The sequence below is a fragment of the Collinsella sp. CLA-ER-H9 genome (genome assembly GCF_040092295.1).
Taxonomy (GTDB): domain Bacteria; phylum Actinomycetota; class Coriobacteriia; order Coriobacteriales; family Coriobacteriaceae; genus Collinsella.
In genome coordinates this window covers 187,978-202,510 of the sequence record NZ_JBBNLV010000001.1, presented here as the reverse complement: position 1 = coordinate 202,510, position 14,533 = coordinate 187,978, and the positions used below count along the sequence as shown (strand labels likewise).

General features: G+C 61.5%; 14 protein-coding genes. 10 read left to right on the top strand and 4 right to left on the bottom strand.

Going from position 1 to position 14,533, the window contains the following annotated elements:
* Positions 1 to 2: 2 nt before the first annotated feature.
* On the bottom strand, positions 3 to 179 hold the full coding sequence (locus AAAX73_RS00880) for a hypothetical protein (RefSeq protein ID WP_349124753.1): 177 nt from the start codon (positions 177 to 179) through the stop codon (positions 3 to 5).
* Between the two features lie 280 nt (positions 180 to 459).
* On the opposite strand from AAAX73_RS00880, the gene nadA reads away from it, so the two are divergent.
* The 4 genes from nadA to AAAX73_RS00860 are packed head-to-tail and all read left to right on the top strand — an operon-like array spanning position 460 to position 4,327.
* Positions 460 to 1,485, top strand: a complete 1,026-nt coding sequence (gene nadA, locus AAAX73_RS00875) for a quinolinate synthase NadA (RefSeq protein WP_349124752.1) — start codon at positions 460 to 462, stop codon at positions 1,483 to 1,485.
* A gap of 56 nt (positions 1,486 to 1,541) precedes the next feature.
* Positions 1,542 to 2,918, top strand: a complete 1,377-nt coding sequence (locus AAAX73_RS00870; protein ID WP_349124751.1) for an FAD-binding protein — start codon at positions 1,542 to 1,544, stop codon at positions 2,916 to 2,918.
* A gap of 3 nt (positions 2,919 to 2,921) precedes the next feature.
* Positions 2,922 to 3,782, top strand: a complete 861-nt coding sequence (gene nadC, locus AAAX73_RS00865) for a carboxylating nicotinate-nucleotide diphosphorylase (RefSeq protein WP_349124750.1) — start codon at positions 2,922 to 2,924, stop codon at positions 3,780 to 3,782.
* Positions 3,782 to 4,327: a transcription repressor NadR gene (locus AAAX73_RS00860; RefSeq protein WP_118080208.1), complete on the top strand. Its 546-nt coding sequence runs from the start codon at positions 3,782 to 3,784 to the stop codon at positions 4,325 to 4,327. Before nadC ends, AAAX73_RS00860 begins: the two co-directional genes overlap by 1 nt.
* Before the next feature lie 142 nt (positions 4,328 to 4,469).
* Here the strand turns inward: AAAX73_RS00860 and AAAX73_RS00855 are convergent, their stop codons facing one another.
* Positions 4,470 to 4,655 (bottom strand): 4Fe-4S binding protein, encoded by a 186-nt coding sequence (locus tag AAAX73_RS00855; RefSeq protein WP_118080210.1) that lies wholly within the window; start codon positions 4,653 to 4,655, stop codon positions 4,470 to 4,472.
* Between the two features lie 544 nt (positions 4,656 to 5,199).
* Between AAAX73_RS00855 and dnaK the strand changes: the two genes are divergently transcribed.
* From dnaK to AAAX73_RS00835, 4 genes are all read left to right on the top strand, one after another.
* On the top strand, positions 5,200 to 7,092 hold the full coding sequence (gene dnaK, locus AAAX73_RS00850; RefSeq protein WP_006235214.1) for a molecular chaperone DnaK: 1,893 nt from the start codon (positions 5,200 to 5,202) through the stop codon (positions 7,090 to 7,092).
* A 2-nt stretch (positions 7,093 to 7,094) separates the two neighbouring features.
* Positions 7,095 to 7,937: a nucleotide exchange factor GrpE gene (locus tag AAAX73_RS00845; protein WP_118080212.1), complete on the top strand. Its 843-nt coding sequence runs from the start codon at positions 7,095 to 7,097 to the stop codon at positions 7,935 to 7,937.
* A gap of 108 nt (positions 7,938 to 8,045) precedes the next feature.
* The gene (locus AAAX73_RS00840) at positions 8,046 to 9,011 is read left to right on the top strand and encodes a DnaJ C-terminal domain-containing protein (RefSeq protein WP_006235211.1); all 966 of its coding nucleotides are present in this window, start codon (positions 8,046 to 8,048) and stop codon (positions 9,009 to 9,011) included.
* A 72-nt stretch (positions 9,012 to 9,083) separates the two neighbouring features.
* Complete coding sequence (locus tag AAAX73_RS00835; protein ID WP_006235210.1) at positions 9,084 to 9,500, top strand: helix-turn-helix transcriptional regulator; 417 nt, start codon at positions 9,084 to 9,086, stop codon at positions 9,498 to 9,500.
* Positions 9,501 to 9,559: 59 nt separating this feature from the next.
* Here AAAX73_RS00835 and AAAX73_RS00830 read toward each other — a convergent pair whose 3' ends face one another.
* Positions 9,560 to 9,730, bottom strand: a complete 171-nt coding sequence (locus tag AAAX73_RS00830; RefSeq protein ID WP_158567253.1) for a hypothetical protein — start codon at positions 9,728 to 9,730, stop codon at positions 9,560 to 9,562.
* A gap of 195 nt (positions 9,731 to 9,925) precedes the next feature.
* On the opposite strand from AAAX73_RS00830, the gene AAAX73_RS00825 reads away from it, so the two are divergent.
* On the top strand, positions 9,926 to 12,226 hold the full coding sequence (locus tag AAAX73_RS00825; protein ID WP_349124749.1) for a hydratase: 2,301 nt from the start codon (positions 9,926 to 9,928) through the stop codon (positions 12,224 to 12,226).
* 473 nt (positions 12,227 to 12,699) lie between these two features.
* Here AAAX73_RS00825 and AAAX73_RS00820 read toward each other — a convergent pair whose 3' ends face one another.
* A complete protein-coding gene (locus tag AAAX73_RS00820; protein WP_118080218.1) occupies positions 12,700 to 13,368 on the bottom strand; it encodes a hypothetical protein in 669 nt (222 codons plus the stop codon).
* A 234-nt stretch (positions 13,369 to 13,602) separates the two neighbouring features.
* Here AAAX73_RS00820 and AAAX73_RS00815 point away from each other — a divergent pair, with 234 nt between their 5' ends.
* Positions 13,603 to 14,274, top strand: a complete 672-nt coding sequence (locus AAAX73_RS00815) for a hypothetical protein (RefSeq protein WP_147350641.1) — start codon at positions 13,603 to 13,605, stop codon at positions 14,272 to 14,274.
* Positions 14,275 to 14,533 lie beyond the last annotated feature (259 nt).

Below are 14,533 nucleotides of genomic sequence, written 5' to 3'. Positions count from 1 at the left end.
GATCATGTCGAGCAGGATGATGTCGGCGCGCGATGCGGCATGGCGGCTAGCAGGTCCTCGCCGCGCGTGACGAGCGCAACATCGACCGCCGTGCCCGTTTCGGTCGACCAACGGTCGATCATCCGGTGCAGTCTATCTAGAAAAGCGACGTCGTCGTCGCAGGCAATAATCTTGAGCATTCGGCCCCCTTAGTAGTTCGATTTTGCCACATTGGGTGCGTACCGCCCGCGGGGGTGCGCGCCGTTTGCGCCCCACGGCGTGCAACTCGCGCCAAGTGGTATTGCGGTGGAGAAAGATGCCTCCTGCGCTATCGAGAGCTCGACTGTCCTTAACTTGTCAGGCCTGCCGCATGATTGAATCTTTATTTCAACTTTACACCTAGGTTTACAGCTGTCTTGTCAGCTGTAAACCTAGGTGTCATACTAAAGCCCCAAGATTCGCCAAAAGAGAGGGGCCTTGATGGCACAGAGCGCGAACATGGATGCGTCGGAGCTTGCGCGCGATATCGCGGCCGGCCTAGCATCGGCAACGACGGTAACGGAGCGCGCGGCACTGGTGCCCGCAGAGCTCGTCGAGGCCATTCAGCAACTAAAAACCCAACGTGACGCGGTGATCTTGGCGCACTACTATGTGGCGCCCGAGGTCCAAGCCGTTGCCGATTACGTCGGCGACAGCTTCTACCTGGCAAAGCTCGCCAAGAGCCTGCCGCAGCAGACCATCGTGCTGTGCGGCGTGGAGTTTATGGGCGAGAGCGCCAAGCTGCTCAACCCCACCAAGACCGTGCTGCTGCCCGAGCCGGGCGCGGACTGCCCCATGGCGCACATGGTCAAGCGCGAGACGGTCGATGCGGTGCGCGCCGAGTACGGCGACGACCTTGCCGTGGTCTGCTACGTCAACTCGACGGTCGAGATCAAGAGCTGGAGTGACGTGTGCGTCACCAGCTCCAACGCCGTCAAGATCGTGTCCGAGCTGCCGCAGCAGCACGTCCTGTTCATCCCCGATCAAAACCTGGGCCGCTTCGTAGCCGAGCAGGTGCCGCAAAAGCACGTCATCCTCAACAATGGCTATTGCCCGCGCCATCACATCATCACCGTCGAGCAGATCGTCGATGCGCAGGAGGCGCATCCCGACGCGCTCGTGCTGGCGCACCCCGAATGCAAGGCCGACGTCCTTGCCGAGGCCGACTACATCGGCTCCACCGCCGGCATCATCAAGTACGCCGAGGAGTCGGACGCGAGTGAGTTCATCATCGTGACGGTCCGCGGCGTGCTCTACGAGCTCGAGCGCCGCTGCGAGGGCACCGGCAAAAAGTTCTATTTTCCCGCGGTGCAGCCCACCTGCGTCAACATGGATCTCATCACGCTCGAAAAGCTCGCACGCTGTCTGGAGACGGGCGAGGGCGAGGTGCAGATCGGCGTGTCGGACGAGGCCGCCGACCAGGCCAAGCTCACGCTCGACCGCATGCTCGAGTACGCGGCGCGCTAGAACGATGTGACATGAGGGGCAGTCCCTTATGTCACATTACAAGGGAGAGGATTCCTGTGGAAACCAAACAATACCCCGATATGGAGTGCGACGTTGTCATTGCCGGTTGCGGCGTGGCGGGCCTGTACGCGGCCCTCAATCTGCCGACGAGCACGCGCGTGATCATGCTCTCCAAGGGCGCTGTCGACGAGTGCGACTCGATGCTTGCGCAGGGCGGTATCTGCGTGCTGCCCGAAGGCTCGGATTACGATGCCTTCTTTGAGGACACCATGCACGCCGGCCACTACGAGAACCGCCGCGAGAGCGTCGACATCATGATTCGCTCGAGCCGCTCGGTCATCAACGACTTGCTAGCGATGGGCGTGGACTTTGAGCGCAAGGCCGACGGCAGCCTCGACTTTACCCGCGAGGGCGCGCACAGCCGTCCGCGTATTGCCTTCCATGCCGACATTACGGGCAAGGAGATCACGACCAAGCTGCTCCAGGCCGTTCGCAAGCTGGATAACGTGCAGATTTTGGAGCACGTGGCCATGACCGACATCCTGACGGGCGAGCGTGATGGCGCCACGGTGTGCACCGGCGTCGTTGCCGTTTCCGTGGACGAGGACAACTCGGTTCGTCCCGCCGACGAGCTGGCAAACGCCGCCGAGGGCGTGCATGCCGGCGAGCCGTTTAAGATCCATGCCCGCCACACGCTGTGGGCTACGGGCGGTATCGGCGGCGTATACGACCATTCGACTAACTACCCGCAGCTCACGGGCGATGCCTGCTACATTGCTCAGGAGCATGGCATTAAGATGGAGCACCTGGACTACGTGCAGATTCACCCCACGGGGCTGTTCTCGCCGCAGCCGGGCCGCACCTTCCTGATCAGCGAGAGCTGCCGCGGCGAGGGCGCGATTTTGCTCAACGCCGCCGGCGAGCGCTTTACCGATGAGCTTCAGCCGCGCGATGTGGTCGCCGCGGCCATTCGCGAGCAGATGAAGCAGGACGGTACCGAGCACGAGTGGCTGAGCTTTGCCCCCGTCGAGCGCGACGTGGTGACCGGGCACTTCGCCAACATCCGCGCGCGCTGCCTTGAGGACGGTCGCGACATCCTGGATGAGCCCATCCCCGTCACGCCCACGCAGCACTACTTTATGGGCGGCGTGTGGGTCGACAAGGACGGCCGCACCTCGATGCCCGAGCTCTACGCCGCCGGCGAGACGGCCTGCAATGGCGTGCACGGCAAGAATCGCCTAGCTTCCAACAGCTTGCTCGAATCCCTAGTCTGGGGTCGCCGCGCCGCGTGGCGTATGCGCACCGGCGAGTCGCTTGCCGTGGAGCAGGCGGGCGAGCCCGCGCTCGATGGCCGTCATCGCGCCCTGAGCGCCGACGCCCTGGCAATCGATGATTTGGCCCGTGCCGCCGGTACGCAGGCCGTGGAGGAGTAGACCATGAATCCCATTACTATGAAACTCGTCGTCGATGATCTGATTCTGCAGGCTCTGCGCGAGGACATTACGTTTGAGGACGTGAGCACGGCGAGCGTGTGCCCCACGGCGCGCCCCGCCACGGTGGAGCTCATCGCCAAGGCCGACGGCATCATTGCCGGCCTGGATGTGTTCGCCCGCACCTTTGAGCTGCTGGATTCGCAGAGCTCGGTGCTGTTTGATGTTGCCGACGGTGGCGAGGTGCACGCCGGCGACCACGTGGGCCAGGTGCGCGGCGACGCGCGCGTGCTGCTTTCGGGCGAGCGCGTGGCGCTCAACTATCTGCAGCGTATGAGCGGTATCGCCACCTACACACACAACATGGCGGCGGCGCTCGAGGGTGCTAAGACCGTGCTTGTCGACACACGCAAGACCACGCCGGGCATGCGTGTCTTCGAGAAGGCTGCGGTCGAGATCGGCGGCGGCAGCAACCACCGCTACAACCTGTCGACGGCTGTCATGCTCAAGGACAACCACATCGACGCCGCCGGTGGCGTGGCGCGCGCGATTGAGATGGCGCGCGCCCATGCGTCGTTTACCACGACGGTCGAGATTGAGTGCGAGAACCTGGATATGGTGCGCGAGGCCGTGGAAGCCGGCGCCGACATCATCATGTTCGACAACATGACCCACGACGACATGGCTGCCGCGATTGAGCTTATCGACGGCCGCGCCAAGACCGAGTGCTCGGGCAACGTGGACGCCAGCAATATCCGCGCGCTCGCCGACCTGGGCGTTGACTTTATTAGCTCGGGGGCGTTGACGCACTCTGCGCCGATTCTCGACCTTTCGCTTAAGCACCTGCGTCTGCTGGACGGTAAATAATGGACGCCCGCGAGCGTCGCCGTGCCATCATGGGCGTGCTCGAGGGAGCCACGGGGCCCGTTTCGGGCAGTGCGCTTGCCCGCGAGGTGGGCGTGAGCCGTCAGGTCGTGGTGCAGGATATTGCCCTGCTGCGTGCCGATGGGCACGATATCGTGGCGACCAACCGTGGTTATGTGCTGCAGGAGGCCCCCAGCAGCCCCGCCGTGCCCACGCGCTTGGTCAAGGTTCGCCACAGCGTGGAGCAGGCAGGCGATGAGCTCACGAGCATCGTCGACGCCGGTGGCGCCGTGCTCAACGTGATCGTCAATCACCGCGTGTACGGTAAGATCACGGCCGACTTGGACATTCGCAATCGTCGCGATGTTGAGCGCTACCTGCACGATATCGAGAGCGGCAAGAGCTTTCCGCTATTAACGGTGACGAGTGGCTATCACTTCCATCGCATTGCGGCAGATGACGAGCAAACCCTCGACGAGATCGAGGCCATGCTCAAAGAGAAAGGCTACTTGGCAGATCTAATGCCCTACGAGGACGATCTCTCTTAGCCGACGCTGCAAACGCTCCTAAGCGGCAATCTGCGGCGGTGCCAAATTAGTTATCCTCACAAACAAAAGGAGGCCTCCGCGGCGATGCGGAGGCCTCCTTTTTGTGCACGGTGTACTTTTGAGTGTGCAAGCGGGGGAGTTGTTACTCCTCGACGATCTCGGTGATCGCGCCAGCGGGGCAAGCGTCCTGGCAAGCGCCACAGGCGACGCAGGAGTCCTCGTCAGCGACGGTGGCGACGTCCTGGAGCTCCAGAACGCCAGCGGGGCAGGTGTCGACGCAAACGCCACAAGCGATGCACTCGTCGGCATCAATTACGGGATGAGCCATGGTAGTTTCCTCTCTGTTGACCGACGCTACAGACGATGCGCGCCGGTTTGATTCGGGCAAAAACATACCACGGGAGCGACCGTTTGCAATACCCTCTGGCCGGCATCTTCATACCGTTCGCCGAGTATGCCAAGGTTTACTAAAAAACGTGCAGGTGGGGCCGTTGAGCTGCGCAAATGTTAGCTAAAGGTGACTTGAAATATTGAGCGATTGAGCGCGCTTTTGGAAAGCGTGTCCCGGAATCGACGCTCGAAACGGGTCGCGCTTTCCCCCGGGGTCGCCTCAAGCCACCCCATGCGGCCTCGGGCCCAAACCTCAGCCATCTCTACATAGATCTCGATAGATTTGCCGAGAACTCAATCAGTGCGTCTACCTGCGCATTTGTGAACCTAAACTCTCAGCAATAAGAAATCTTATATGAATTGACTTAGATTTTGTATATTCCGGCCCATAAGGGGATACACTACATCCTGAAAGACAAGCCGAAACACCGCGCGGCAGACCGCCGAGTCGGTGCAAACGCACAAGAGAGAGGGAATTTCTAATGGGCAAGATTCTTGGTATCGACCTTGGTACTACTAACTCCGCAATGGCCGTTCTCGAGGGCGGTTCTCCGACCATTATCGTGAACGCCGAGGGCGACCGCACCACCCCGTCCGTCGTGGGCTTCCGTGCCGACGGCGACCGCGTCGTGGGTAAGGCCGCTAAGAACCAGGCTGTCACCAACCCCAAGAACACCGTGTTCTCCATCAAGCGCTTCATGGGCCGCAAGTACTCCGAGTGCACCTCCGAGATCAAGACCGTGCCGTATGAGGTCAAGGAGGGCCAGGGTGGCCGTGCTGTCGTCGACATCGAGGGCAAGGACTACACCGCCGAGCAGGTGAGCGCCATGACGCTCGCAAAGATGAAGGCCGACGCCGAGAAGTATCTGGGCGAGACCGTCACCGACGCCGTCATCACCGTCCCGGCCTACTTCAACGACGCCCAGCGTCAGGCCACCAAGGACGCCGGTAAGATCGCCGGCCTCAACGTCAAGCGTATCGTGAACGAGCCGACCGCTGCTGCTTTGGCCTATGGCCTGGATAAGCAGGGCACCGACCAGCGCATCCTGGTCTTCGACCTGGGCGGCGGTACCTTCGATGTCTCCATCCTCGACCTCGCCGACGGCGTGTTTGAGGTTCTGTCCACCTCGGGCGACAACCACCTGGGCGGCGACGACTGGGATCAGCGCGTCATCGACTGGATGGCCGATAAGTTCCAGCAGGAGAACGGTGTCGACCTGCGTCAGGACCCCATGGCCCTGCAGCGTCTGAAGGAGGCCGCCGAGAACGCCAAGAAGGAGCTCTCCGCCGCCCAGCAGACCACCATCAACCTGCCGTTCATTACCATGAACCAGTCCGGCCCGCTGCACCTCAACTACACGCTGACCCGCGCCGAGTTCGAGAAGATCACCCGTGACCTGCTCGAGCGCTGCAAGCAGCCTGTCACCAACGCCCTGCGCGACGCCAAGCTTAAGCTCTCCGATCTGACCGAGGTCATCCTCGTCGGCGGCTCCACCCGTATGCCCGCCGTCCAGGAGCTCGTCAAGACCATGACCGGCAAGCAGCCCAACATGTCCGTGAACCCCGACGAGGTCGTTGCCGACGGCGCTGCCGTCCAGGGCGGCGTGCTCACCGGCGACGTCGAGGGCATCCTGCTGCTCGACGTTACCCCGCTGTCGCTGGGCGTCGAGACCATGGGCGGCATCATGACCAAGATGATCGACCGCAACACCACGATCCCGACCTCCAAGACCGAGGTCTACTCCACCGCTGCCGACAACCAGACCAGCGTCGAGATCAACGTGCTCCAGGGAGAGCGCGAGCTTGCCCGCGACAACAAGTCGCTCGGTAAGTTCCAGCTGACCGGTATCCCGGCTGCCCGCCGCGGCGTGCCGCAGATCGAGGTCACCTTCGACATCGACGCCAACGGCATCGTCAAGGTCTCCGCTAAGGACAAGGGCACCGGCAAGGAGCAGCAGATTACCATTTCCGGCTCCACCGCTCTGTCCGACGACGAAGTCGATCGTATGGTCAAGGACGCCGAGGCTCATGCCGAGGAGGACAAGAAGCAGAAGGAAGAGGTCGAGGTCCGCAACCAGACCGACAGCCTGTGCTACTCCACCGAGCAGACCCTCAACGAGCTGGGCGACAAGGTTTCCGCTGACGTGAAGTCCAAGGCCGAGGCCGCTATCGCCGACGCCAAGAAGGCGCTCGAGGGCTCTGACGTCGAGGCCATCAAGGCCGCCGGCGAGTCCCTGCAGTCCGTGGCCTACGAGCTGGCCCAGGTTGTCTACGCCGACGCTCAGCAGCAGACCGACGGTGCCGCCGGTGCCCAGCCTGCCGACGATGACGTTGTCGACGCCGACTACGAGGTTGTGGACGACGAGGACAAGTAATCATGTCCGCCCGTAAAGCTCGCACGGAGGCGGCTGCCGCTGGCGCCGCCCCCGTTGACTCTGAGGAGAAGGACGTGAAGATTCCCGTAGAGGCCGCAGACGATACCGAGGCCAACGAGGCCCCGGCCGCCGAGGCTGCCGAGAACCAGGTAGAGGATTCCAACAAGGAGGCGACGATGACCGAGGACGAGATGGTGGAAGCCGCTATCCGCGCCGGTGAGGAAGCCGCCGACAACGACTTTAAGCTCAAGTTCGAGCAGGCCCAAAAGGAGCTTGCCGACGTGCGCAATGAGCTCGATGCTGCGGCAGAGGCCCAGAAGGCCGCCGAGGACAAGGCGAAGGACGCTACCGAGCGAACCGCTCGTCTGCAGGCCGACTGGGAGAACTTCCGTCGCCGCACCGCCAACGAGCGCATCGCCGAGCGCGAGCGCGCGACCGAGAAGCTTGTCACCGCGCTGTTGCCGGTGATCGACGATATCGAGCGCGCGATCGACCATGCCCGCAGCCAGGAGCTTTCCGACGACTTTAAGCAGTTCGTCGATGGCGTTGACGCGGTACATGCCAAGCTGCTCGACGTGTTTGCGCACGAGGGCGTTGAGCCCATCGACCCCAAGGGCGAGGCGTTCGATCCGCTCGAGCACCAGGCTGTGGGTCGCGTCGAGGACGCATCGCAGTATGACGAGACCGTCAACGATGTGTACCAGAAGGGCTACCGCATGGCGGATCGTATCCTGCGCTCCGCGATGGTGACGGTGACCTACGGTGGCGAGAAGCGCCCCGCACCGGAGCCCGAAGCGGCGCCCGAGGATGCTACGGCCGATACGGCCGAGAGCACCGAGGAGTAATTGAGAAGGGCCCCGGGGCAACACCCGGGGCCCTTTCTGGCCTAGTGCCATATGACAGTATGAGCCGCCGTCCGCAGGGGCGGCGGATATAACAGGAGAGGAGCTACGATGGCTGCAGGCAAAACCTTCTATGACATCCTGGGCGTATCCAAGAGCGCCTCCGACAAAGAGATTAAGAGTGCGTTTCGCAAGCTCGCGCAAAAATATCACCCCGATGCCGGCGGCGACGAGGCCAAGTTTAAGGAGATCAGCGAGGCCTACGAGACGCTTTCGGACGAGAAGAAGCGCAAAGAGTACGACCAGATGCTCATGTTTGGCGGCATGCCGGGCGCGGGCGGCGCGTATGGCGGCGGCTACGGTGCCGGCGCGGGCGCCAGCGGCTGGGGCGATATCTTCGACAGCATCTTTAGCGGCAACGGCGCTTGGGGCAGCGATTGGGGCTCGGGCTTTGCCGGGGCTGCGGGCGCTGCCGGTGCCGGCGCGGGCCGCAGCCGTGCTCGCAAGGGCGGCGACCTGTCGCTGACCGTCGATGTTTCGGCCGAGGACGCGTTCCGCGGCGTGACGCACAAGGTCACCTATCGCATTCCCTCGACAGGCGAGCAGCAGACCATTACGGTCTCGGTGCCTGCGGGCGCGGTCGACGGCGGCAAGCTGCGCTACAAGCGTCGCGGCGAGTATGGCGTTGCGGGTGGCGAGCGCGGCGACCTGGTCGTGACCACGCACGTGGAGGAGCACCCGCTGTTTAAGCGCAAGGGCGCCGACGTGACCATGGAGGTACCGGTCTCGGTCTACGAGGCGGCGCTCGGCTGTACGGTGGACGTGCCGACGCCCGGCGGTGCGACGGTTCGTCTGAAGGTGCCCGCGGGTACCCAGACAGGCAAGAAGTTCCGCTTTAAGGAGATGGGCGCGCCCGACGTTAAGCACCGTGGCCGTACGGGCGCGCTGCTCGTCGAGATCAAGGTACAGGTCCCCACGAACCTGTCCGACGACGAGCGCGATGCCATGACCAAGCTGCGCGAGGCCGACACGCGCGACTACCGCGAGAAGGTCAACCGTTACAAGGCGACGTACTAGGGCGGTCGTGGCACACGCCCACGCCCGCGGGCTTATGATGGACGATAACGAGACGGAAAGGGGTCAGGTAGCATGGCCGAGGACAATAGGAACAAACCGCTGTACATGATCAGCGTGGCGGCCGAGCTGACCGGCATGCATCCGCAGACTCTGCGCGTCTACGAGTCCAAGGGCCTGGTGAATCCCCAGCGCTCGGGCGGCAACACGCGTCTGTATTCGCGTGCCGATATCGAGCGCCTGGAGCTCATTAACCAGCTGACCGACGAGGGCATCAACCTTGCCGGCGTGGTGCGTATTCTCGATATGAAGGAGCGTGCCGAGGAGCGTGAGCGCGAAAACGAGAAGCTCCGCGCCCGCGTGCGCCAGCTCGAGGACGAGCTGCACGAGTACAAGATGCAGAAGAAGATTACCGCCCTGGCCCCGCGCGACGGCTCAGTCAACCCCGAACAGGTCATGCGCAAGCTGCTGGGCGCCGGCGGGGATCTGTAGGTTACGCCGTTCTGCCGAACGGCGTAACGGCTCGACGCTGCGCCTTTGGTTCCGCCGTTCTAACGAACGGCGGACCGGTCGACGCTGCAAGCCCGCCAGAGCGGCAATCTGCCTTTCAACTTCGGCGGCATGATCAGAAGATCAATGCCGCCTTGTTTCAAGGCACCTTGCTCGCTCTGGTGGGCTTTCGCTGTCCGCGCCAAAACATCGGCGTTGTTATGGGTAGTCATTGGGGACGTTCTTAAATGACTAGTCGAAAGGGACGCTCTTGCACCAAATCTTCCGGCCCACACTGGGCTCGTCCTTTACTTTACCGAGATAAAGTGAACGTGCAGATTCGTAACCCACTCGCAACCGTTCTATGGCACGATATTGAACGAATGTATGCTATGCGCCCAAATCTTTTGGGCAGAGTGGGAGACAGTATGGTCAAGCTGTACGAGGACGGCATCTACCTGCGCGACGGCAGCGAGGTTGTGCCTGCGGCCGAGGCCGCCGAGCGCGGTATTACGCAGACGCCCGAGGATGCCAAGCGTGGCACTATCGCGTATTCGATCCTCCAGGCACACAATACGTCCGGAGATCCCGAGGCGCTCAAGATTCGCTTCGATGCCATGGCGAGCCATGACATCACCTTTGTCGGCATCATCCAGACGGCGCGTGCCTCGGGCATGGAGCAGTTCCCGCTGCCTTACGTGCTCACCAACTGCCATAACTCGCTGTGCGCCGTGGGCGGCACCATCAACGAGGACGACCACGTCTTTGGCCTTTCCGCGGCCAAGAAGTACGGCGGCATCTTCGTTCCGCCGCACATCGCCGTCATCCACTCCTTTATGCGTGAGAACTTCGCCGGTTGCGGCAAGATGATCCTGGGTTCCGACTCGCACACCCGCTATGGCGCCCTGGGCACCATGGCCGTGGGCGAGGGCGGAGGCGAGCTGGCAAAGCAGCTGCTGCGCGACACCTACGACGTTGCCTATCCCGGCGTCGTCGCCATCTACCTCACGGGCGCCCCGCGCCCCGGCGTCGGCCCGCACGATGTGGCGCTCGCCATCATCCGCGCCGTCTTTGCCAAGGGCTACGTTAAGAACAAGGTCATGGAGTTTGTGGGCCCCGGCATCGCGAGTATGACGACTGACTACCGCAACGGCGTCGATGTCATGACCACCGAGACCACCTGCCTGTCGAGCATCTGGGCTACCGACGAGGACACACACGCGTTTTTGACCATGCACGGCCGCGGCGACGACTACCGCGAGCTCAAGCCCGCCGATGTTGCCTACTACGACGGCTGCGTCGAGGTCGATCTGTCGAGCGTCAAGCCCATGATCGCGCTGCCGTTCCATCCTTCCAACGGCTTCGAGATTGACGAGCTCAACGAGAATCTCGAGGACATCCTGCACGAGGTGGAGCTCGAGGCTGCCAAGATCGGCGAAGGCAAGACGCACTTTAGCCTGCTCGACAAGATCGTCGACGGCAAGCTGCACGTGCAGCAGGGCGTTATTGCCGGCTGCTCGGGCGGCAACTACGACTCCGTGGTCCAGGCTGCCCGCGTGCTCAAGGGCGCTAACACCGGCTGCGGCGAGTTCTCGCTGTCGGTCTATCCCACAAGCCAGCCCGTGGCGCTCGAGCTTACACGCCGCGGCTATATCTACGACCTTATGGAGGCCGGCGCGATCGTGCGCACGGCGTTCTGCGGCCCGTGCTTTGGTGCCGGTGACACGCCTGCCAACAACGGCCTGTCCATCCGCCACACCACGCGCAATTTCCCCAACCGCGAGGGTTCCAAGCCGGGTAATGGCCAGCTGAGCGCCGTGGCCCTGATGGATGCCCGCTCCATTGCGGCGACGGCTGCCAACGGCGGCGTCCTGACGCCGGCGACCGACCTGCCCGAGGAGACTTGGGACGAGGCCTGCGAGTACACCTTTGACGACGCGCCGTACAAAAAGCGCGTGTACTGGGGCTTTGGCAAGGCGGAGCCTGCCGACGAGCTGGTCGAGGGTCCCAACATCAAGCCGTGGCCCGCGATGGAGCCCCTCGGCGATGACATCCTGCTCAAGGTGTGCTCCAAAATCATGGACCCGGTCACCACGACTGACGAGCTCATTCCCTCGGGCGAGACGAGCTCCTTCCGCTCCAACCCGTTGGGTCTGGCCGAGTTTACGCTCAGCCGTCGCGACCCGGCCTACGTGGGTCGTTCCAAGGAGGTCGACGCCGTGGAGAAGCGCCGCGTTGCTGGCGAGGCAGCAGGCGACCTGGCGGCGCTCGATGCCGAGCTTGCCGGCGTGTTTGAGGCACTGGCCGGCGCGGGTGTCGCTGCCGACGCCAAGGCGACCGAGTACGGCTCCATGCTCTATGCCAAGAAGCCCGGTGACGGTTCTGCTCGTGAGCAGGCCGCGAGCTGCCAGCGCGTAATCGGCGGTCTGGCCAATATCGTTCACGAGTACGCCACCAAGCGCTATCGCTCCAACGTGATGAACTGGGGCATGGTGCCCTTCCAGATGGAGGCCGAGCCCAACTTTGAGGTGGGCGACTACGTCTTTGTGCCGGGTGTCCGCGCCGCGCTCGACGGCGACCTAAAGGACATCGCCGCCTACGTGGTGCGTGCCGACGGCGCGGTCGAGCAGATTGAGCTTTACATTGCCGATATGACGGCAGAGGAGCGTGCCATCGTCAAGGCCGGCTGCCTGATCAACTACAACAAGTTCAAGGCCGCTGCCGAGTAACGCACTTAATTGTCCGCCCGGGGCTTACCCTTTCCCGCCCGCTCACGCGCTTCGCGAGGGTCGCGTTCGGGAAAGGGTAAGCCCCGGGCTACATTTCTGCGTTCTCGTTGGGTCTTGAGGGACGCTAATAAATAGACCTGCTTGATGCCGCCTCTGTTAATGGGGCGGCTTCTTTTTGTCGAAAACCGCCACAAAGGGGACAGGCACCTTTGTGGTGGTTTTTGTTTGTCTCGTTCTGTAACAGGTAGACCCTTATTTGCCGAGCAGTTGTTACAGATTTAGATAAACGGGCACCGCTGAACAATTCATCTCGATCTGTAACATCTGGACCCAAAAACGGCCGCTAGATGTTACAGATTGAGATGGTGAACGCCGGGGCCGAAGATCACCACAAAGGTGCCTGTCCCCTTTGTGGCGGTGGGGGGCGAGCTCGATGTTGCCGTGCTCGTTGAACGACATTCTAATGAGCGTTCCTACAGGATTTCATCCGGGCTGGCGGGTTTGGTTGTTTTGGGGATGCCGAGTTTGGATGACGCGAAATCGTCAACATTGTCCTTGATTCCGTCTCTGGTGTAGACGGTGACCATATAGGTGCTGTGTCCAAATTCGCTCTTGTTGCGCATCGCCCAGGCCTGCCAGTAGGCAGCCCTACCTCGTCCCCTGATTTCTCCGATGCGACGGAGTTCTGTTTGCATCAGCTTCGGGTCATTATTGACGGTTCGACCGGCCTCGTCGGTGAGCCCGCACTGTCCAAGTAGCTTGTCGAGGACTTGGTTCATGTGGCGCTCGTCGGTGTTTGGAGCATAGTCGTAGGCGAGGGTGATGGAATCGAGGGGCTGGTCGTCGATCAAATAATTCATCGCCTGAGGTTCAAGGCAGAAATAAGGAGGCCGTCCGTCGATCTGACCGAGCAGTGGCAACTTTGACCGCCAAATTCCGGTGGGAATTCCATCTTCGTAAAACACGCCGCGACAGATAAAGGAAAGCGAGGTGGCACGCGAGCCGGCGTCGACCATTCCGCGTAAATCGAAGGGCGAGGCGATGCCAAGGGAAAAGGGCGTGATGACGATAAGGAAGAGCATCACGATGGGTACGGCGAGAATGGCGATGACGTTGCGACCGGTGGAATGAGGCGGCTTCATATGCGCTCCTCGAGACAAAGAGCAGGCAAGCTCGATGACAAATGAATAATCTCAGCTAACAATTCAATTTTAATCTCATAACGTGTGACAGCTGGCCGTCGAAACCGAGAACCATCACAAAGGTGCCTGTCCCCTTTGTGGTGGTGAGGAGCGCGCGGCTTCTTTTGGTAATAGTGTTAGCTGGCGGTATCATTAGTGCAAATGGCGCGGGTTTGCATTGTGAGGTGTTTTGCCGTGAGCTGTCCTGGCCGTATTGGATTGATTGTCTTGGCGCTTGCGATCGCTGTGGTTGGCGCGGGCGCTGTCGGTATGGCATTTCTACCTGCTGCGGTGACGGAGCCGGTGGTCAAGCCTGTGACTCAATCTGTCGAACTTCTGACCGGCGACGACAAGCCCGAGACCATTACCGTTGATTTTGATGAGCAGCCGGCTGTGCTGGGTATTAGCAATTATCCGCGTATTCAGCTTGGGGCCATGCGCTATACCACGGATACAAGCCTGATCGATAGGGCGTCCGAGCTACTCAAGGGCAAAACATTTAAGCGTTGGTACGGATATGCGTCCTATCGGGCAAAAGCGAACGACATGGTTGGCGGATGCCACTCTTCCATCGAACTGGACACTGCAAACGGCGCAAAGTTATGTGATGTCTCGTACGATCCAGGCTACGAGGGCAATGAGGGTCCGGGCATCTACATCATGGACGGCGATGTCGCCTATGTCATGGAGGGCGACCAGACCGAGCTCAACGATTTTATGGGTCAGTGTATCCAAGATGCCTATAAACAGACCTGCTTGCCTGACTCGCAGACTGCACGCGATAGTGGGTCTGCCCGTACATGGCTGTTCGAGGATGAGATGCCCTGGACCGTCGAATCGGGAAGTACGGGTTCGGCGAAGGAGTAGAGACCGCGACCACCACAAAGGTGCCTGTCCTCTTTGTGGTGGTTTTCGGTCTGTCTCGATCTGTAACATCTTGGCCGCTAAAAGTGGGCCTGGTGTTACAGATTTAGATTTTTGATCCGGGTGTTTTCTGTTCGTCTCGATCTGTAACAGTTAGACCCTAATTTGCCGATTAGATGTTACAGATTGAGACAAACGGGCGCCGCTGAATAATTCGTCTCGATCTGTAACATCTGGAGCCGGAAACGGTCGATAGATGTTA

Coding starts and splice junctions, on each gene's coding strand:
- AAAX73_RS00860 (WP_118080208.1), top strand. CDS start 3,782: ATGGACGCCCGCGAGCGTCGCCGTGCCATCATGGGCGTGCTCGAGGGA.
- AAAX73_RS00880 (WP_349124753.1), bottom strand. CDS start 179: ATGCTCAAGATTATTGCCTGCGACGACGACGTCGCTTTTCTAGATAGA.
- AAAX73_RS00855 (WP_118080210.1), bottom strand. CDS start 4,655: ATGGCTCATCCCGTAATTGATGCCGACGAGTGCATCGCTTGTGGCGTT.
- AAAX73_RS00845 (WP_118080212.1), top strand. CDS start 7,095: ATGTCCGCCCGTAAAGCTCGCACGGAGGCGGCTGCCGCTGGCGCCGCC.
- AAAX73_RS00830 (WP_158567253.1), bottom strand. CDS start 9,730: ATGACTACCCATAACAACGCCGATGTTTTGGCGCGGACAGCGAAAGCC.
- AAAX73_RS00820 (WP_118080218.1), bottom strand. CDS start 13,368: ATGAAGCCGCCTCATTCCACCGGTCGCAACGTCATCGCCATTCTCGCC.
- AAAX73_RS00835 (WP_006235210.1), top strand. CDS start 9,084: ATGGCCGAGGACAATAGGAACAAACCGCTGTACATGATCAGCGTGGCG.
- AAAX73_RS00840 (WP_006235211.1), top strand. CDS start 8,046: ATGGCTGCAGGCAAAACCTTCTATGACATCCTGGGCGTATCCAAGAGC.
- AAAX73_RS00825 (WP_349124749.1), top strand. CDS start 9,926: ATGGTCAAGCTGTACGAGGACGGCATCTACCTGCGCGACGGCAGCGAG.
- nadC (WP_349124750.1), top strand. CDS start 2,922: ATGAATCCCATTACTATGAAACTCGTCGTCGATGATCTGATTCTGCAG.
- dnaK (WP_006235214.1), top strand. CDS start 5,200: ATGGGCAAGATTCTTGGTATCGACCTTGGTACTACTAACTCCGCAATG.
- nadA (WP_349124752.1), top strand. CDS start 460: ATGGCACAGAGCGCGAACATGGATGCGTCGGAGCTTGCGCGCGATATC.